This window comes from Bacteroidota bacterium (assembly GCA_018698135.1).
GTDB lineage: Bacteria > Bacteroidota > Bacteroidia > CAILMK01 > JAAYUY01 > JABINZ01.
Genome location: JABINZ010000162.1, coordinates 1 through 19,990 on the forward strand (window position 1 = coordinate 1; position 19,990 = coordinate 19,990).

13 protein-coding genes are annotated in these 19,990 nt (G+C 34.8%); 1 reads left to right on the forward strand and 12 read right to left on the reverse strand.

What is annotated here, in order from left to right; genetic code table 11:
- Positions 1-272 precede the first annotated feature (272 nt).
- The 6 genes from HOG71_10865 to kdsB form a co-directional block, all read right to left on the reverse strand.
- Positions 273-1,028 (reverse strand): hypothetical protein, encoded by a 756-nt coding sequence (locus tag HOG71_10865; GenBank protein MBT5991338.1) that lies wholly within the window; start codon positions 1,026-1,028, stop codon positions 273-275.
- A complete protein-coding gene (gene rlmN, locus HOG71_10870) occupies positions 1,028-2,047 on the reverse strand; it encodes a 23S rRNA (adenine(2503)-C(2))-methyltransferase RlmN (protein MBT5991339.1) in 1,020 nt (339 codons plus the stop codon). Before rlmN ends, HOG71_10865 begins: the two co-directional genes overlap by 1 nt.
- A 7-nt stretch (positions 2,048-2,054) precedes the next feature.
- Positions 2,055-4,874 carry a hypothetical protein gene (locus HOG71_10875; protein MBT5991340.1) on the reverse strand — a complete coding sequence of 940 codons (2,820 nt, stop codon included), beginning with the start codon at positions 4,872-4,874 and terminating at the stop codon, positions 2,055-2,057.
- Between the two features lie 66 nt (positions 4,875-4,940).
- Entirely contained in the window at positions 4,941-5,723 is a 783-nt protein-coding gene (locus HOG71_10880) for a diaminopimelate epimerase (GenBank protein ID MBT5991341.1), read from the reverse strand.
- Positions 5,724-5,731: 8 nt separating this feature from the next.
- Positions 5,732-7,345, reverse strand: coding sequence for a CTP synthase (locus tag HOG71_10885; GenBank protein ID MBT5991342.1), 1,614 nt, complete (start codon positions 7,343-7,345; stop codon positions 5,732-5,734).
- Positions 7,346-7,351: 6 nt separating this feature from the next.
- The gene (gene kdsB, locus HOG71_10890) at positions 7,352-8,101 is read right to left on the reverse strand and encodes a 3-deoxy-manno-octulosonate cytidylyltransferase (protein ID MBT5991343.1); all 750 of its coding nucleotides are present in this window, start codon (positions 8,099-8,101) and stop codon (positions 7,352-7,354) included.
- Positions 8,102-8,272: 171 nt separating this feature from the next.
- On the opposite strand from kdsB, the gene HOG71_10895 reads away from it, so the two are divergent.
- Complete coding sequence (locus HOG71_10895) at positions 8,273-9,700, forward strand: BamA/TamA family outer membrane protein (protein ID MBT5991344.1); 1,428 nt, start codon at positions 8,273-8,275, stop codon at positions 9,698-9,700.
- 638 nt (positions 9,701-10,338) lie between these two features.
- Here the strand turns inward: HOG71_10895 and HOG71_10900 are convergent.
- The 6 genes from HOG71_10900 to HOG71_10925 all read right to left on the reverse strand — a co-directional run bounded on the left by HOG71_10900 (position 10,339) and on the right by HOG71_10925 (position 19,932).
- Positions 10,339-10,995 (reverse strand): ABC transporter ATP-binding protein, encoded by a 657-nt coding sequence (locus HOG71_10900; protein MBT5991345.1) that lies wholly within the window; start codon positions 10,993-10,995, stop codon positions 10,339-10,341.
- A 13-nt stretch (positions 10,996-11,008) separates the two neighbouring features.
- Positions 11,009-11,575, reverse strand: coding sequence for a lipoprotein signal peptidase (locus HOG71_10905; GenBank protein ID MBT5991346.1), 567 nt, complete (start codon positions 11,573-11,575; stop codon positions 11,009-11,011).
- Positions 11,569-11,955 carry a TraR/DksA family transcriptional regulator gene (locus HOG71_10910; protein ID MBT5991347.1) on the reverse strand — a complete coding sequence of 129 codons (387 nt, stop codon included), beginning with the start codon at positions 11,953-11,955 and terminating at the stop codon, positions 11,569-11,571. The genes HOG71_10905 and HOG71_10910 overlap by 7 nt, the downstream gene beginning before the upstream one ends.
- 4 nt (positions 11,956-11,959) lie before the next feature.
- Positions 11,960-15,382, reverse strand: coding sequence for an isoleucine--tRNA ligase (locus tag HOG71_10915; GenBank protein MBT5991348.1), 3,423 nt, complete (start codon positions 15,380-15,382; stop codon positions 11,960-11,962).
- Positions 15,383-15,669: 287 nt separating this feature from the next.
- Positions 15,670-16,638 (reverse strand): PKD domain-containing protein, encoded by a 969-nt coding sequence (locus HOG71_10920; protein ID MBT5991349.1) that lies wholly within the window; start codon positions 16,636-16,638, stop codon positions 15,670-15,672.
- Positions 16,639-19,401: 2,763 nt separating this feature from the next.
- Positions 19,402-19,932, reverse strand: coding sequence for a PKD domain-containing protein (locus HOG71_10925; protein MBT5991350.1), 531 nt, complete (start codon positions 19,930-19,932; stop codon positions 19,402-19,404).
- Positions 19,933-19,990 lie beyond the last annotated feature (58 nt).

The following is a 19,990-nucleotide window of genomic DNA, read 5'->3' on the forward strand; positions in this document are numbered from 1 at the left end:
ACTTCAGTCTTTGTAGTATTGAATTAAATAAAAATCGGGATATTTTTGTTCATTGCAAGTTCCAAGAAATGCTTTGCTAAAATCTTGGGAAAATTATTCCATCAGCATTGTCAAATTTGTGTGGTATATTCATATTCCTCTTTTCAATGTTAAAGTCAGGAGACTTTAATGTATTTAAAGTTCCAAGAGACGCTTCGCTAAACTCTTGAAACAACATTAAATCAAAGTCAGGAAAAAGTTCCAAGAAATACTTTGCTGAACTTTTGCAATTGCTAATCAATCTGATATATTAAAAAATCAACTGGCAGCAATTCTTCTTTTCGATTGAAAATATAGGCTCTGATCAGATTTCCTAAAACAGGTTTTAGCTTGGCATCCTTCAAACTGAAAAATGCTTTATATGCATACGCATTTCTTTGTTTTTTCTGCATTTCAATCGATTTATCAAGATCAACCATAACATCTATTTCATTATTGGGATTGTAAAATCGGCTGATAAATGCTCTAAAAGCATAAGCTTGATGAAAATCCGGTTTGAGTTCAATGGCTTTGTCCAAATCTTGCTTTGCATGGGAATAACACCAATCCAATTTGTTTTGGACATCAAAACTGATAATCCAGAGAATAGCATACACTTTTGCTCGCCCATAATAGGCTTCAGCAAAACTGCTATCCAATTGAATCGCTTTATTGGCATCTGCATATACAGTTCCTGTATCTTGAGCAACAGAATTTATAAATAATCGGAGATAATAATAATTTTCATCAGACTGTGTGATGGCAATTGCCTTATCAATATCATAAAACGATTGTTCAGGTTTTTTGCCTTTAATAGAGTTGGCTAATGCACGGTAGTAAAGTGCCTGATGATTTTGGGGATTTTCTTCAATGCATTTAGTGAATTTTCTTGCTGCCTTTTTATAATGTTCTTTTTTCAATTGTTCTACACCATCGACACATGTATTTCTTTGTGCTAATAGCTGAACAGAAAAGCTCAATAGAATAGAAATTAGAATAACTTTTTTCATTAAACCCTTCTCAATTCTGTTGTAGAAAGTAAACCACAAGCGGCTAAAATATCTTCCCCACGTGAGGATCGGATTGTGGCAATAATGCCTTTTCTGTTTAGGGCTTCTCTGAAATCATGCATGGCTGAATTTTTTGGACTTTCATAATTGAATCCCGGAATACTATGGTATCTGATCAGGTTAATTCTGCAATTAATTCCATTTAGAATTTTGGCTAATTCATTGACATGCTTCTCAGAATCATTCAATCCTTTAAAAACAATGTATTCAAAAGATATACGTCTTTGTCCGCCAAAATCATAAGCTTTTAAAGTATCAATGATTTGGTTAATTGTATATCTGCTCTGAATTGGCATAAGTTTGGAACGTTCTGAATTGAAGGGGGAATGTAAACTCACGGCTAAATGACAATTGCTTTTCTCAATAAATTCTTTCATTGCAGGTATAATACCAATCGTTGAAACGGTAATTCTACGTGGACTCATGGCAAATCCCCAATCGCTGGTGAGTATTTCCAAGCTTTTCATAACTTCAGCCAGATTGTCTAAGGGTTCACCCATCCCCATGTAAACAATATTAGTAAGTTGATCTCTTTCAGGTATACTCCTGATTTGATTGATTATTTCTCCAGCACTAAGTTGACCTTGGAAACCTTGTTTTGCAGTTGCACAAAATAGGCAGCCCATTTTGCAGCCCACCTGCGAAGAAACACAAAGTGTATGTCGATCCCGATCAGGAATATATGCTGCTTCAATGTATTTATTTTTTCCTGCAGGAAATAAATATTTTTTAGTACCATCGCTTGATACAGTGACTTTTGAATTAGCTGTTACTCCAAACTCGTATTTGCTTTTTAATATTTCTCTGTTTTTAAGCGAAATATTTGTCATTTCATCAATCGAATTGACAGTGCTCTGATACAACCACTTACTAATCTGTTTAGCTGTAAAGGTTGGTAATCCAAGTATTTTTACAGTTTCCTTGAGTTCATCAATTGTTTTTCCTAATAATAATTCCATACGTATTTTATAATGGGATATCTACAAATAAAAAATCCCAGACAATATCTCCTGTTGAAAGTTGGTAAGTAAATCTTAATCCTGTGTCCAAGTATGCTGGAATATTAAACACAGTAAAGTTAAAGTTTAGTTCCAAACTAACTGAATTGAATTCAGATGTTAAGTTTCCTGTTTGTCCTTGACCATAATCATAAAAAAGTCCAGCGGATACTCTTCTAATAAATAGCAGATAACCTAAGTGGAAATCAGGGTAAAACAAGGGGAGCTCATAGCCGGCAGATAAACGAAATACGCGATCGAAATACTGGTATTGATAACCTCTTGAGGCTATAATTTTACTTTGGAAATAATAATTATCTGGATTTTGATTTTCAAAAGCAGCTTCAAATACGCTACTATGATGTCTGGCAAACCCTGGGAAATAAAATTTTGAATTCAGGGAAATATGCTCTCCTCTGAAATCCCCATTAAAAGGAGTTCTATGAACCCAGAAATTCAACGCCTGAGCAAAGCGGGGATGAAGATCTCTCTGGGCAGAATGCATGATATTACTGAAATAAATATTACCTGAAAATGGAATGAAAACGCCATTAAAATCAGTTTGTGTTTCAGCGATATACAATCCATCACTGATGGAGGTGTATGCCAATCCAATTTTTCCCATGGCCTGCCGAGTCCAGTTTCCCTTGGAGCAAACGTAAGGAACACTAATGTTTAAGCCGAAAACTGTTTCTTTCCAGGTGTCTGTCGTGTCTTCTTCTGTAGTGGGTGAATCAAATTTGATGGTACGTTCACCAATACCAATACCTCCTGTAAAAATCGGATAATAACGTGCATAACTGAAATTCAAAGAATTGTAGAAAGTTTTTTCATTGCTGTTGAATAGCGTTCCTAAATCAAGTCGTGTTGTATTTAACAAGTTGGTGCTAGTAATCGAAAAATTGATATCAGGAGGAATAGGCAAAATACTCCAGTCATGAATATGAAGCAAGTTTGTAAAATGTTTATAAGGTTTGCTTTCATAGCTTATTTTTGGAATTTGATCTGTTCCGTCCAAAATGCTCTTGCCCTGTTCCTGTGAAATCATGGGTTCATAATAGTGAATGTCCCTATTTTGAATTTGGTCGATTGGAATCCACTTTGATGGATTTAACGTCATTGCATGCAAGCTGTGCCCTTTGACATCATAGTTTGCAAAATAAAGTGTATTGCCATCCTTGCTAACAGTAGGATTAAAAGAACCGAATTTCTTGCTGCTAATCTGATATCGTTTCCCATTGGTGATATTGATTGCATAAATATTATCGATTCCGGTATATGCTGATTCATATAAAATTAAATCTCCATAAAAAATAGGGTTCGCAATATTCTCCCAGCCAGAAGGTATTATCACCTTTTCGGTTTTTGAATCCATGTCACAAATGACCAATGATTTTCCATCAAATTTTTGCTTTGTATATACTATTTTTTTCCCATCTTCTGACCATTTGGGTGTTTGAATGAATTCATTTTCAGGATTTGGAATTTGGCTGATTTCTTTGCCACTTTCAGTATCAATAATCACTAGATTGCATTCACGGAGTGGGCTGTATTTTACAGCTACTATTTGTTTGGCATCAGGTGATAAGGCAGGAACAAAATATCGTCCCTTTTCTGACAAATAGTTCACTTTTTTACTACTCATGGAGTACAAAACAATATCAGAATAATTTTGATTGACATAGCGATGATCGCTATGGTATTCGTTCCAGCATATGAAATCTCCGGCAGAAGAATATCCATCATAAGCAGCGGCTTGTCTTATTTTTTCTTCTTGTCCTGTTTTTTTATCAATTTTAACAAGCTGGTAAGCATCTGCTAAACCTGATTTCACGCAAATGATAAAATCTCCTGCATCATAGGGGTATTTGTAGTTTGTCCAGACTTTTTGCTTTTCAGGACTCAGCTGTTTTGAATCTGTTATTTGCAATCCTTCCAGCTTTTTTGTCCACAAGCTATCCAGCTCTTCCATTGTGTTATTATAGGTTCTTCTCGCATTAAATCCAGTCGTTAAACGCATCATGCGTGAAAAACGAAACGGACTTACTGAAAAATTTGCTGTTCTTCTGGTAATAGTACTCCAGGATTCTACCGGATAATTTCGTTTCACATGTGTTGTGAGATGATAGCCCAGAGTATAATGGTTTGGGTAATAGTCTTTAAACGATCTGCAGGCAGCCTTATAAAATGAATAGTTAATATCAGAAAGTAATAATGTACGTGTATGCATATCAAAGGCTGGAATTCGACCTCGTCCAGTTGAGGATAAGGCTGTTTCAGTTCCAACTGCGTCACCTTCCCAATACCAGGAGGGTACGGAAAAAAACGACAAGCCATTTGCAGCAGTTTGACCAAATAAAATATGGGCAAGCCGGGTTAAGCCATGATCCATTTTATCGTATTGAACCATATGTCGTCCTTCGTGGGATGCCAGCAAATTATACCATTCACCTGTACCTAATAAACTTCCCTGTGGTGAAGCTGCATACCACTCACTTCGCTTGGGTGCAAGCGTGACATAACCATTTGCTACTGATGCGTTGGTTGATAAAATAATTGGCCATTTAGTCATCTCTGTATTTTGTGTTTTCTGAAGTGGTTCACGAAGAAATTCCATGGTGTTGGCCACACGTTGAGCTTCAGTTTCAATACTTTCAGGAAAAATAATTTTAAAATGTTCTGTTTTGAGAACTTTCCAGTTGATATCAGGCTGATTTTGATTTATGTCCTGAGCTACTGTATTTGCTAGAAAAAGTAACAGAAAACTAAAAATAAGAGAAATTCTCATAGTTTGAGTCTTAATTTGATTTTAGTAGAATGTATAAATTTAAGCAATAAGATTGTGAAGCTTATCTCATTTATACTCACCTGTGTAGATAAACATTGCAGGCCCTGAAAGATAAACATTTGAGAACTTCGCTTCTGATTTTATGAAATCAACAACTAAATTTCCGCCTTTTGTTAGCATTTTAATCGAACAAGCCCCATCAGGCATATTGTGTTTAATGGCAAAAGTTATTGCAGATGCAACTGCACCTGTTCCACAGGCCCAGGTCTCATTTTCAACCCCTCGTTCATAGGTTCTTATAGCCACTGTGTTTATGTCGGTTTGCTCAATGAAATTAACATTGCAGCCATTGGATGCGATGGATTTATCATATCGGAGTTTCCTTCCTTCGTTGATAACATCAATTTCAGCAATTTTTTCACGTATTAATACCAAATGAGGTGAACCTGTTTCGATAAAATAATCAGATTCGATTTTTTTGTAACCATTAACATTTGACATGGAGAGTTTTACCCCATTTGAAATAATCTCTGCCTGATGCAATCCATCCACGGTCATGAATGAACATGTATCAACGATAATATTTAAATCTTTAGCATACTGAACAATACATCGGCCACCATTGCCACACATGCTGCCTTCAAAACCATCTGCATTGAAATATTTCATTTCAAAATCAAAATCATTGTGGTTTTGTAACAATATTAGTCCATCAGCACCAATTCCAAAACGCCTGTGGCACATTTGAGAAATCAAACCATTATCATAAGATGGGAAATCAAGATTTCGATCATCAATCAGAATGAAGTCGTTTCCTGCTCCGTGATATTTATGAAAATGATAACTCATAATTATTACTAACTTTTCGAATACTCAATAGCGGCCCGCACAAAGTCAACAAACAAAGGATGAGGATTGGCAACCGTACTTTTTAATTCAGGATGGAATTGAGCGCCAATAAACCAGGGATGATCGTGCAATTCCATGATTTCAACCAAATCACTTTTTGTATTTAATCCAACTGGAATAAATCCTGCTTTTTTGTAATCTTCACGAAATTTATTATTGAATTCGTAGCGATGTCTGTGTCTTTCTGCAATTGTTTTTTTCTTGTAAATCTTATATGCTTTGCTATCAGAACTTATATCACATGGATAGGACCCTAAACGCATGGTTCCTCCTTTGTTAATGATATTAGTTTGTTCTTGCATAAGGTCAATTACAGGATACTCACTATCAGGATTGAATTCTGTAGAATGTGCATCAGCAAATTTTAACACATTACGTCCAAATTCAATTACAGCACATTGCATTCCTAAACAAATACCAAAGAATGGAATTTTATTTTCACGAACATAATTTATTGCTGTTACTTTTCCTTCAATACCTCTATCACCAAAACCAGGTGCTACCAATATCCCATGATATTTACTTAATTTTTCAGCAACATTATTATTATTGATGTATTCAGAGGAAATATAATCAACTTTCACCTTGCATTCATTCATTGCTGAAGCATGCGTGAAAGATTCTTTGATTGATTTATAAGCATCAGGAAGTTCAGTGTATTTGCCAATCAGTGCAATGGATACTTCTCTTACAGGTGTTTTTAGCTTTTGAATGAATTTTTTCCAGGCTGTTAATTCTGGATCATGCTTAGCCATCAAATTCAACTTAAAGAGAACTACCCGATCAAGGTTTTCCTCTTTCATTTTAAGGGGAACTTCATAAATTGTATCTACATCAATTGCTTCAATAACAGAATCGGTTGTAACATTACAAAATTTGGCAATTTTTGCACGAATATCTTTTCCAAGTGAATGTTCTGCACGGCAAACTAATATGTCAGGTTGAATTCCATGTTCTTGCAGGACTTTTACAGAATGTTGAGTGGGTTTGGTTTTTAATTCTCCAGCAGCTTTTAAAAAGGGGATGAGTGTTAAATGTATAACCAGACACATACCAGGACCAAGCTCCCATTTAAACTGACGAACTGCTTCTACAAATGGTGTTGATTCAATATCACCAACTGTTCCTCCAATTTCTGTAATGACAATATCAAAATTTCCACTTTCAGCAAGTTTAGTAAACCTGCTTTTAATTTCATCGGTAATATGAGGAACAACCTGAACAGTTTTTCCCAGGAAATCGCCATGTCTTTCTTTATTAATAACAGCCTGATAAACAGCACCAGTTGTAGTGTTATTCATTTGTGAAGTTGGCTGGTTCAGAAAACGTTCATAATGACCAAGGTCAAGATCGGTTTCAGCTCCATCATCAGTTACATAACACTCCCCATGTTCATAAGGGTTTAAAGTGCCAGGGTCCACATTGATATAAGGATCAAACTTTTGAATGGTTACCCTGTATCCTGAAGCTTGTAAAAGTTTTGCCAATGAGGATGCCAATATTCCTTTGCCCAATGATGATGTTACTCCGCCTGTAACAAAAATGTAACGTGTAGATTTCATGCTTATTTAACTATAAGTATTATTTAATATATAATTTGCCTGCTCAAGGTCTTCAGGCGTATCAACTGAAATACCATGATGCTTGCTTTCTATCAATTTAATTTTATAACCGTGATAAAGCCACCTAAGTTGCTCCAGCGATTCGGCAGCTTCAGTCTGGATGGACTGCAATTTAACAATTTCTTTCAAAACAGAAGTCCGAAAAGCATATATACCTATGTGCTTATGAAAGGTATTTTCTGCAAACCACTTGTCAATATTTTGATCACGAATGTAGGGGATAACCGATCGACTAAAATAGAGCGCAAAATTATGCTGATCGACCGTTATTTTAATATTATTTGGACTGTGAAGTTCATCAAGTGTTTCAAATTTGTCCATCAAACTGGCAATTTGGATGTCTTTTTCTTCAAAAACACGACTTAGTTGTTTCAAATGACTTGGATCGATAAAAGGCTCATCACCCTGTACATTTATAACGATATCAAAATCATTGGTTGATTTGGTTAATGCTTCAGCACATCTTTCAGTACCGGTTGTATGATTCGATGAGGTTATTATAACCTTGGCTCCAAATTTTTCAACATGCTCCTTAATTCGATCATCATCCGTTGCTATCAACACTTCATCAACACCACTTAATTTTACTCTTTCATACACTCTTCGAATCATGGATTTATCTCCAATCATGGCTAAAGGTTTTCCCGGAAATCGACTAGACGCATAACGTGCTGGTATTATGGCAATAACTTTCATTTTCAACTGATTTATGAGTCGTCAATATCATTAAGATTTCCATCTGATTCAAAATTATTTTTCCACTTAAATGGACTAAAAACTGCTGCTATTACCATTTGCACGGTGGATAATTCAATTCATATGGTGCTTTATATGTACTTTTGCTGCTCCTATAAAAAAACGCAATCAATGCAAACAAGCAGTAAATTTCCTTTACAACAGTCCGTTTTGTTTTTACTGCTATCTATTTTTATGTTAAGCAATTCATTTGCTGATGCTCCAATTTACGAATCAGATTCTTTAGTAGTAACCGATATCCTGATTCTTGGCACTAAGAAAACGAAGGATCATGTTATACTAAGGGAATTGACCTTTCAAAAAGGCTCGGTTATTTCAAAACAAAAATTAGATACCATTGTGCGAATTAATGAGAATCATATTTTCAATACGCATTTGTTTTTGGAAGTAAATATTGAAAGCAGAATTCTGGATCAAAATGAAGTAAGTTTTATCATTGTTGTTAAAGAACGGTGGTACACTATTCCCAATGTGGTAATTGAATTAGCTGACAGAAGTTTAAATGAGTGGTGGTATTTGTATAATCACGACATGAAGCGTGTTGAATATGGATTCTTGCTCAATCAATACAATTGCCGTGGGCGAAATGAAACTTTCTCAGCTATGGTTAAAAGTGGTTTTTCACAACAACTTTATGCCAGTTATGAGGTACCTTATTTTGCCAAAAGTCAAAAATCAGGCTTATTGCTTGTGGCTCAGTATATAAGAAATCGCGAATTTGCATTGACAACCTTACAATCAAATGAACTTTCTTATTTGAGAAAGGATGAATTTATTCGTCAACGCATGCGATTTGATGTGCGCTACTCATATCGTCCTAGTATTAGCAACAAGCATAGTATTAATTTCTCCTATAATCAGGATGGAATAAGTGATAGTGCAGCTCAGATAAATCCCAGCTATTTAGAAAATGGCAGTAATAAACAGCAATATTTTGCTTTGCAATATATTTTCGAAACCAATAAAACCAATATTCATTATTATCCCACAGCAGGATATTATTCAAAGCTTGAATTAGTAAAAAATGGACTTTCAATTTTTAATGATGTTAATCATGTAAATTTTTCTGGCCTTTTTTCCGCCTATAAACCTATTAGTAAAAAACTGTTTTTTGCTACCCAACTTTCAACAGAATTTAGCAGCGGACGCAATCAATCTTTTTTATTGGCTCCAAATTTTGGCTATCATGGAATTTTTGTTCGTTCATTTGAATACTACTTGATAAAAGGTCAAGCTTACTTTTTGAATAGAAATGAATTAAAGTACCATCTTTTGTCACATGTTCTGGATTTAGAATTTATTACGCTTCCAAAATTCAATAGAATTCCGATTGATGCCTATGTAAAGCTGTTTTTTGATGATGGTTATGTGTATGATGATTTTCATTATAAAAGCTTTAACCTGCAAAATAAGTGGTTGTTAAGTGCAGGCGTTGGGCTCGATATCGTAAGTTATTATGATATGGTATTTCGGTTTGAATATGGCTGGAATAATCTGAAGGAAAACGGATTCTTTTTGCATGTGAATAAGGCGATATAAAATTCCAAACTTAATTAATTCTTATTTGATCTAACAGAAGGAGATTCCGAGAGCAAAAATATGCAAATCAGTGACTTAGATTTGAATTTGAATTTACGTTCTTTGTCTTGTATGAAAGTCTGGAGACTTTCTATTATTAAATCTTCCATTCATCCTTCGGAAGACTTGAAAGAACCTGTTCTAAAAACTTCTAAATTCGTTATTCAAGTGTTCTATTGTTCAATTGTTCGGAATTGGGTTTATGTTCTTTGTCTAATATGAAAGTCTGGAGACTTTCTATTATTAAATCTTCCAAGTCATCCTTCGGAAGACTTGAAAGAACGTGTTCTAAAAAACTTCTAAATTCGTTATTCAAGTGTTCTATTGTTCAATTGTTCGGAATTGGGTTTATGTTCTTTGTCTAATATGAAAGTCTGGAGACTTTCTTTTATAAAAACTTCCAAGTCATCCTTCGGAAGACTTGGAAGAACGTGATTTACAGATTCTAAAAACTTCAGAAATCGTTATTCAAGTGTTCTATTATTCAATTGTTCGGAATTGGGTTTATGTTCTTTGTCTAATATGAAAGTCTGGAGACTTTCATTTATAAAAACTTCCAAGTCACCCTTCAGAAGACTTGAAAGAACGTTAGTTCGCAATCAAAAATTATCAATCATTCCATCCTTGAGGGTAATCACTCTATCAGATAATTTTGCCAGCTGTAAATTATGTGTTACAATGATAAAAGTTTGTGAAAACTCTTTTCTTAAATCAAGAAATAACTGATGAAGTTCTTCCGCATTTTGTGTATCCAGATTTCCAGAGGGTTCATCTGCCAATACTACTTTGGGGTTGTTAATTAATGCGCGGGCAACAGCAACACGTTGTGATTCACCACCCGACATTTGATTGGGCTGATGATCTAAACGGTCTGTGAGTTTTAAATAAGAAAGTAATTCTTTGGCTTTTGTAATTGTTTTTGCCTTGTTTTCTCCGGCTATAAAAGCAGGAATACACACATTTTCAAGTGCGGTGAATTCAGGTAATAAATGATGATTTTGGAAAATAAAACCGATATTTCTACTTCTGAAGTTGGCTAATTTCTTGGGATTTAATGCGTGAATATTAACATCATCTATCAGTACTTCACCTCCATCTGGTGTGTCAATTGTTCCAACAATATGCAGTAAGGTGCTTTTTCCTGCGCCAGAAGGGCCAACAATTGAAACTATCTCACCAGAATTAACTTCCAGATCAATTCCTTTTAAAACCTGTAATGTATCAAATGATTTGATTATGCCCTTTGCCTTAATCATGGAGCAATTGATGTTAGAATTTCTTAAGAAAACCTCTATAAAATATCAAAATTACCAATACACCTGTTGTAATGGCGGTGTCTGATATATTAAAAACCGGACGGAAAAAGATAAAAGGGTCGCCTCCTACAGCAGGAAACCAGTCGGGATAACTTCCTTTAATTAGGGGAAAGTATAACATATCAACTACGCGTCCATGAAACAAAGGTGCATAATTGAAAATTACCCCATAAATTACAGAATCAATAATATTACCAATGGCACCAACAAAAATCAAACTCAAGCTGATGTTAAATCCGCTTGGTGCATTTTGTTTGATCATTTTTATGAGGATGTATGCAATGAAACCTACTGCTACTATTCTAAAGGAAGTGAGAATAAATTTACCAATTTTACCACCAAATTCAAATCCAAAGGCAAAACCATTGTTTTCAGTGAAATGAAGAATGAACATATTTGGAATTACGTCAATTTCTTCCCCTAATTGCATATTATTTTTCACCCAGAGTTTGAAAATCTGGTCGGCAGCTAAAACAATAATTATTACTAGTAAAGGTTTTATGTATTTCAAAACTAGGATTGCTTTTGTTTGGCTTCTATACTTAATGTGGCATGAGGAACAGCACGTAACCTTTCTTTTGCAATAAGTTTTCCAGTTTCTCGACAAATACCATAAGTTTTGTTTTCTATCCGAATCAAGGCATTTTCAAGGCTGGAAATAAATTTGCGTTGTCTGTCCGCTAAACGACTCAGATTCTCTTTTTCAAGAGAAAAACTGGTATCATCCAAAAGTTTATTAGCCTGATGTGTATCATCAGTTCCGTGTTCATTAGGGTTCAGAATTGAATCTTGAAGAAATTTAAGTTCATCATTTGCTTTTTGAAGTTTCACATTAATGATTTGTCTAAATTCATCTAATTCCTGATCGGAATACCTGGACTTTAATTTTTGTTCTTCCATGGTCTTAAACTTTTGTGATGCTTACACCTAATTTAAGGTCATCAATCTCAATAATATCTTTGTTTTCCCTAATAGTGTGAATAAACTTTAAACTATCTGCTAAAGTTTCGCTGCAAATATAGTTTTTAAATTGATTTATTGATTCTTCTATGATGCTTTCTTTTTCAATTAAAATGTCAATGTGGTCGGTCACTTCAAATCCTTTCGACTTTCTTAAATTTTGAATTCTGTTTACGATTTCTCGGCTTAATCCTTCGAATTTAAGTTTGTCGCTTATTGTAATATCCAAAGCAACAGTTAAGTTGCCTAAATTAGCAACCAACCAACCAGGTATATCTTCTGAAATAATCTCCAAATCAGACAGCTCAATGTTCATTTCTTGTCCTTCAATGCTCAGCAAACAATTCCCATTTTGTTCCAGTTGATTAATTTCATCCTGATCTAATAAACTAAGTTCAGCTGCTACTTGTTTCATTAATTTGCCAAATTTGGGTCCCAGCTTTTTAAAATCAGGTTTGATTTTTTTAGTAATAACCCCCTTGGTGTCTTCAATGTATTCAATTCCTTTGACATTGGTTTCGCTCAATATTAAATCCTTAACTTCTTCTACCTGTTGTTTGAATCTTTTATTGATAATCGGTACTAGTATTTTATTCAAAGGCTGCCTGACTTTGATGTTTTCCTTTTTTCGTAACGAAAGTATCATGGAGCAAATTTGTTGAGCAATTTGCATTCTTTCTTCCAGATCTTTATCTACTTCGTGATCCTGATAAAGAGGAAATTCAGATAAGTGAATTGAATTTACATTGCTTTTTTTACTTACCTGACTTAAATCTCTGAATAATTGTTCAGCAAAAAAAGGTGCTATTGGCGACATTAAATGACTAATATCCATTAAGCAACGATAAAGCGTTTGATAAGCTGATATCTTATCGTGGCTATAATCCCCCTTCCAGAATACTCTTCTACTTAAACGTACATACCAATTGCTTAAATGTTCGTTAACAAATGACTGAATTGCACGACCTGCCTTAGTAGGCTCATAATCTTCATAAAACGCAGTAACCGTTTTAATTAAGCTATTCAACTCAGATAATATCCATCGATCTAGTTCAGGTCTGTCTTGAGTGGGTATTTCTTCTTCAGTAAATTTAAATTGATCAATATTAGCATAAAGTGCGAAAAACGAATAGCTGTTGTAAAGTGTACCAAAGAATTTTCTTCGAACTTCATTAACTCCTTCCAGGTCAAATTTCAAGTTCTCCCATGGTTGGGCGTTGGTAATCATATACCAGCGTGTGGCATCGGCACCATACTGATTTATCACATCAAAAGGATTAACTGCATTGCCTAGCCTTTTCGACATTTTGTTGCCTTGTTTGTCGAGGACTAAACCATGCGATAAACAAGTTTTGTAAGAAACAGAGTCAAAAACAAGTGTGGAAATAGCGTGTAAGGTGAAAAACCATCCCCGGGTTTGGTCTACACCTTCTGAGATATAATCAGAAGGAAAGTAGTTGGATAATTCTGGGCTTTCAAACGGATAATGGAATTGCGCGTATGGCATTGCTCCTGAATCAAACCAAACATCAATTAAGTCCAGTTCGCGATTCATTGCCTGTCCTAAAGGTGAAACCAACACTATATTGTCTGCATAGGGTCTATGAAGATCAAAATTGTTATAATTTTCATCCGACATATCACTTGGATCATAAGATGCCAGCGGATTATTTTCCATGAAACCTGCATCCATTGATTTTTCAATTTCGCTTTTTAATTCAGCAATTGAACCGATGCAAATTTCTTCTTCTCCATCTTCAGTTTTCCAAATAGGAAGGGGAGTGCCCCAATATCTGGATCGGGATAAATTCCAATCCACTAAATTTTCAAGCCAATTCTCGAATCGACCTAATCCTGTTGATTTAGGTTTCCAATTAATGGTTTTGTTTAATGCAATTAGTTTATCCTTAGCAGCGGTGGTTCTGATAAACCAAGAGTCCAAAGGATAATACAAGATAGGTTTATCGGTCCTCCAACAATGTGGATAGCTGTGCACATGCTTTTCTATTTTGAAAGCTTTATTTTCCAGCTTAAGCATCACAACAATATCAACATCTGTTGTTGGATCTTTATCCGTTAAGTTTGAATCGTATTCATTCTTGACGAATTTTGCTGCAAAGCCTTTGTAATTTTCCTTATTTACATATTGCTCAATAAAGTCATTATCCAAATCTTCAACGGGGTAAAATCGACCTGTTCTATCCACCATTGGTTGCCTTTTCCCTTGCTTGTCAATCAATACCAAAGGAACAATATTGTTTTGTTTGGCAACTCTATCGTCATCAGCACCAAAAGTTGGTGCAATATGAACGATACCTGTACCATCTTCTGTGGTTACAAAATCGCCAAGAATAACTCTAAATGCATCTCCCATTGGTTTGATCCATGGAATTAACTGTTCGTAGTTTATTCCTTCCAGCTCTTTGCCAGTAAACTCTGCTAAAACTTTATATGGAATCTCCTTATCACCTATCTTATAATCTTCGAAAGCTAAATTTTCATTCTTTTCAGGAAAATAGTTTCTGAATAATTCTTTCGCCAATATCAGATTTACTGCCGTTCCTGTATATTGGTTAAAGGTTTTGATTAAAACATAGTTGATTTTCGAACCAACTGCCAATGCGGTGTTTGAAGGCAATGTCCATGGTGTGGTAGTCCATGCAAGAAAAAATAAATCGGCATCAAGTATTTTTATAATATGATCAGACTTATCATCCCGAATCACTTTAAACTGGCCAACACAGGTTGTATCTTTAACGTCTTTGTAACAGCCGGGCTGATTTAATTCGTGTGATGATAAACCTGTACCAGCTGCTGGTGAAAAAGGCTGAATAGTGTAGCCTTTGTACAATAGATTTTTCTTATATAACTCTTTTAAAAGCCACCAAACTGATTCGATGTATTTATTCTCAAAAGTAATATAGGGATCATCAAGATTAACCCAATAACCCATTTTTGTGGTTATTTCATCCCAGGAATCCTTATATTTTAATACATCTTTTCGACAGGCTGCGTTATAGTCTTCAACGCTTATTTTTTTTCCTATGTCCTCTTTGGTTAATCCTAAAGATTTTTCAACTGAAATTTCAACCGGTAAGCCATGTGTATCCCAACCTGCTTTTCGTTTCACCTGAAATCCTTGTAGTGTTTTGTAACGGCAAAATATATCCTTTAAGGTTCTTGATAGCATATGATGGATGCCTGGCATTCCATTAGCAGAGGGAGGCCCTTCATAAAAGATGAAGGGTGTTTTCCCTTCACGTGTATTGATACTTTCTTCAAAAGTATTGTGTTCACTCCAAAACTTTTTTACGGCCTCTTCAATCTCTGAGTGATTGTAGTTTTTGTATTCATTGAACTTCAACATGCTATATCTTCTAACCCTGCTTTAAATTGCTCCTTAAAATACTGATTATAATCAGTTAATACACAAAAAATTATTGCGCAAATATGCGGATTTTTTACTAAAAGATTTTGATTGAAGTCCCTAAATAGCAAGTAACCTAATTTATTGTTAGGGAATATATAAGAGTAAAAATTAGATTATGCAGCAAAAAACCTTGCCTCGATTAAAAGCATTGTTCTACTCAATGATACTGATGACCGTAGTTTACTTGATTGCTTTTAAAATATTATTGTAATACGCAAACAGCTTTAGTCGTTGAATATCACTTTTTTAAAGTAGATATTATTGTCAATATCAACAATTCGTATAAAAAAGAGGCCACTTCCCGGACTCAGTATTTTGTGTGTTTTAGTCATTGGTTTTGCATGCAAAATTTCATCTCCTAATGCATTATACAGCCAAATTTCTTTCAGCAGATTTTGCGAAATAATAAGGGATTCATATGTAGCCGGATTTGGGACAATTGAAATAGCCTCCTGAAATCCTTCTTCTTCCACACCAACAACAACTGAAATATAATCTTCTTTGCTTACTGTTCCCATACATCCATCTTCGTTTATGATTCTCAGACTGACACTGTAATTGCCCGGGGCTTTGTAAGTATGTGATGGATTGGTTGCTTGAGATGTTTCTCCATCGCCAAATTTCCAATAATAGTACTTGAAACTTTGAGGATTTGCATTGGCCTTCATGCTGAAAAACACCTTCCACTGATTGCTCTGCTTAACAATTTGTTTTGCACTAAAGTTAAAATCAGCGGTGTCAATCAGGCTGAGATTTAGGGTATCTCTATTTGAACATCCATTCGAATCAGTATAGTAATAACTAACATCAAAATTGACTGATTGATCGTTGGTATTAATCTTGTTTCCGTTTATATTATATCCAAAATAGCTTCCTCCTGATGGTATTCCCAATAACTCAATTTCTCCATAGTTTTGGCAAAATACGGATTGCCCATTAACAGTTTTCAAATCAATTGGGATTGCTTTGTTTTGCAGTTGAATTGTAAGGGTATCAATATTTGAACATCCAATTGTATCTGTGTATTTATAATACACATCAAAGTTCTCATGCTCATCTTTTGTATTAACAGTATTCCCAACCACATTATTTCCTAAATACAAACCTCCTGACGGAGTTCCTATGAATTCAATAATGCCATAATCTGGACAAAATTCAGATTGACCATTCACAGTTTGTAAATCGATAGCCATTGGTTTGTTTATCAGTTTGATCGTTAAGGAGCCATTATTTGAACATCCATTGGAATCGGTATATCCATAGTGAACATTAAAATCTCCATTTTGATCTTTGGTATTTACTGTATTTCCAATAACCTTATACCCATAGAACCAACCTCCCAATGGTGTTCCGGTTAATTCTATTTTCCCGTAATCAGCACAAAATTCAGTAATCCCACTTTTTGTTGCTAACGCAGGATGAGGAATGTCGTTTACTGTAATATAAGTGGTGTCATATTCAGGACATAAGTCATATCCTGCTTTAAAGATTATTTCATGTGTTCCAATACCTGCAGTATCTGCATTAAAATAGCGCTGATTGATTATCCCTGGACCGGAGAATGTTCCTATTGTGCTTCCAAATAAGTCGTAAGCTTTACTGTGAATACAATAGGGGCCAAAGGGTCCAATTTTAGGTTTGGCTACTTTTGGCTTAACAGTCAGCGTTTTTGTAAAAGTATATCTGCAATTTTTAGAATCAGAATAGGAGTAGTTATATGGATAAGGTTGGTTATTGATAAAGCTGTTGTTTAGAATATCAATGAAAGTTCCATTGCTATCATAATCAATTCCAAATCCTGACCAATAAGATAATTTATATGTTTCATGGGCGAATAAGGGAATTGCTCCGCTATTACTACAAACAACAGTGTCTTGACCAACGTAAATAGATGGCTTTGGCCAAAATGCTACATGAACCGTATCTGAAGTTGTATATCCGTTTTGGAGACTTAAAATATAAACAAAGTTTCCACTATCCTGTGGATTAAGAGAATAGGATGATGATATTTTAACAGTCGAACCTTCTTTATACCATCCATAATTTGATGTCTTGTTCGCAACATCAAAAATTGTAACATCTGCTGTAACTAGTGTATTGCCCAATTTACACTTTATAATATCTTCTCCTACCTGAACAGATGCATATCCATGAAATAATATACTGGAGTCTTGTACTATACATCCAACCGAATCGCTAAGACTTAACTTTATTTTTTGTTTTGGTATTGTAGCTAAATAGGGGAAGGTTCTGTTTAAGACTGTTGTGTTTCCATCATGCCATTTAAATGAATTTAGTTGATTTGGATTTTTAATTACAGGATTTACAGTGGGAGGAAATCCTGGCTGAACTTGAAAAGTATCTTGTAATTCAAGCGTTAAATATGGACTTGAACTAGTTACAACAAGACTTGAAATGATAGATGACACATTATTCTCGAATCGTTCCAGGATTACAGAATAGCTGCCAGGGCTTGCAAATCGATGAGTAACAGATTTTCCTTTCGAAATAATAGGCACACCATCAACAATATGCCATGTATTTTGTGCCCCGGAATCGGAGGCACTAAAGGTATAGAAGCCGCATGTATCAAGCTGATACAGTATTTCAACAGGATTTGCATTTGAATCTGGTGGGGTCACGGTATATTGGTACGCTTTACTTGATTTTCCCTGTACCGGACAGGCATCATCTTTAACGCTTACTGAAAACCTGTATGTATTACCTATATCAGATGCATCGGTTGGGATAACTAAATAGGCAGTAGGTTGTTTTTCTTGCCCATTGGATGTTAGCCAGGCGGCATTGTCAATATTTTCACTCCACCATAAGGTTAAGGTATCTTTGGTATCATAATCAAGCGTGCTGAATTGAAAAATAACAGAACTGCCCGCTGCTACAGTTTTATAATAAGGGCCTGACAAAATTGGTGCATTATTATTTTGACAACTAATGACAATAATTTGAATATCTCTACGAACTGAGCAAATCATTTCCATATTTCCACTGCTGTTTTTTCGCCATTCTTTTACAGCAACAGCCATAACTGTTTGTTCTATTTTCATGGGTCGGAAGCTGACTTCTCCTGTTGTTCCATTTAAATGAAATCCCCTGGGGAATGGAAGGTTTGAACTTGGAAATCCCCAGAAATAAATGGGTTTATTGTATGCATATTGGCCAACATAACTAATATTTGAACTTGCACTTGATAGTGGATGAACCCATTCGTAACTTAAGGAATCCAATAATTTGCCATTTGAATCTTTGTCGGTATCATAAGCTCCAAAATCAAAAGTTGCATCTTGCCCAATACAAATGATGGATACAGGATCATGTGAAAAGGAAGGTGCATTATCGCAATTACTCAAGCATCTATCTAAGTTTGCGGCTGTGTAAAAGTTCTGATTTGCAGCTCCGGTTGTAATAGATGAATTCCGGCAACACATACTGTATGACATAACTACTTTGCAACAACTTCCAGCACTGCTAAGGACAACTAATTTTGTATACACATATTTTTCAATACCATAGGGGAAGGAACAACTGTATGATTGGCATCTGGAACAAGAAGCACCACATTTGGGCGTAATATCGATGGGTGTTGGTTTAGTAATAGTGACTTGAGTTATAGATGCTCCTGTTGTGAGACATTTAATAGGAACTGCTGCTGCTCCAATTTGGACTCCATTACAATCGCGGTAAACTGTTAGATTTACAATAAAACTATCTTGCCCAACACAGGTCCAGCTTAAATCGCTACCGACCATATGGGTAGCCATTGACTTTTGTACAGATAATAGAGCAATGCTAGCTATTATTAAGAATAGGAAGAGTTTTTTCATTTGTTTTAATGTTAGATGAAATGCCTAAGCGTAATAATACTCGGTTTATTGAATATTTTACTTTAAAGCATTTCATGATTTGATCTGTATAAACCAAAGTTAGTCATTAAATAATCAATTGAATATTACTTTTTCAATATATAAATTGTCTTTTACATCCATTATTTTCAAATAATAAAGTCCTTTACCGGGATTTTGGATTGTAAACCGATAGTCCATTATTCCCTTTTTTTCTATCAATTCTCCAATAGAATTATAAATTATTATTTCCTTCATTTTGAAATCGGTAACAAGATGAATATCTGCTGAACTTGGATTCGGGTATAGTTTTATTGTTGGAATATTGTTTTTTTCTCGAACTCCTATCAGGTTTAAATTAATAAAGTTTGCCTTCAACTCCGTATCAAAGCAACCATTATCAGCAGTAACTGTTAGTGAAACATCAAAAACAGCTTGATTGTAGTAATTGTGTGTTGTATTTCTAGTGTATGCAAATTTTCCATCACCAAAATCCCAATAATAATCTACAATGCTTCCGGTATTTATTTGAGAACTATCATAAAATTTCACTTTATAATAATTCATATAAATCGGATCATCAGCTGTGAAATTTGCAATAGGGCTGTCCAATAATTTAATCTTCATGGAATCCAATATACTATTGCATACGGAGTCAATTGTTTTGATGAATATCCAAACTTCC

Coding starts and splice junctions, on each gene's coding strand:
- HOG71_10910 (MBT5991347.1), bottom strand. CDS start 11,955: ATGGAAGAACAAAAATTAAAGTCCAGGTATTCCGATCAGGAATTAGAT.
- kdsB (MBT5991343.1), bottom strand. CDS start 8,101: ATGAAAGTTATTGCCATAATACCAGCACGTTATGCGTCTAGTCGATTT.
- HOG71_10925 (MBT5991350.1), bottom strand. CDS start 19,932: ATGAAGATTAAATTATTGGACAGCCCTATTGCAAATTTCACAGCTGAT.
- HOG71_10900 (MBT5991345.1), bottom strand. CDS start 10,995: ATGATTAAGGCAAAGGGCATAATCAAATCATTTGATACATTACAGGTT.
- HOG71_10915 (MBT5991348.1), bottom strand. CDS start 15,382: ATGTTGAAGTTCAATGAATACAAAAACTACAATCACTCAGAGATTGAA.
- HOG71_10920 (MBT5991349.1), bottom strand. CDS start 16,638: ATGGCTATCGATTTACAAACTGTGAATGGTCAATCTGAATTTTGTCCA.
- HOG71_10895 (MBT5991344.1), top strand. CDS start 8,273: ATGCAAACAAGCAGTAAATTTCCTTTACAACAGTCCGTTTTGTTTTTA.
- HOG71_10875 (MBT5991340.1), bottom strand. CDS start 4,874: ATGAGAATTTCTCTTATTTTTAGTTTTCTGTTACTTTTTCTAGCAAAT.
- rlmN (MBT5991339.1), bottom strand. CDS start 2,047: ATGGAATTATTATTAGGAAAAACAATTGATGAACTCAAGGAAACTGTA.
- HOG71_10885 (MBT5991342.1), bottom strand. CDS start 7,345: ATGAAATCTACACGTTACATTTTTGTTACAGGCGGAGTAACATCATCA.
- HOG71_10865 (MBT5991338.1), bottom strand. CDS start 1,028: ATGAAAAAAGTTATTCTAATTTCTATTCTATTGAGCTTTTCTGTTCAG.
- HOG71_10880 (MBT5991341.1), bottom strand. CDS start 5,723: ATGAGTTATCATTTTCATAAATATCACGGAGCAGGAAACGACTTCATT.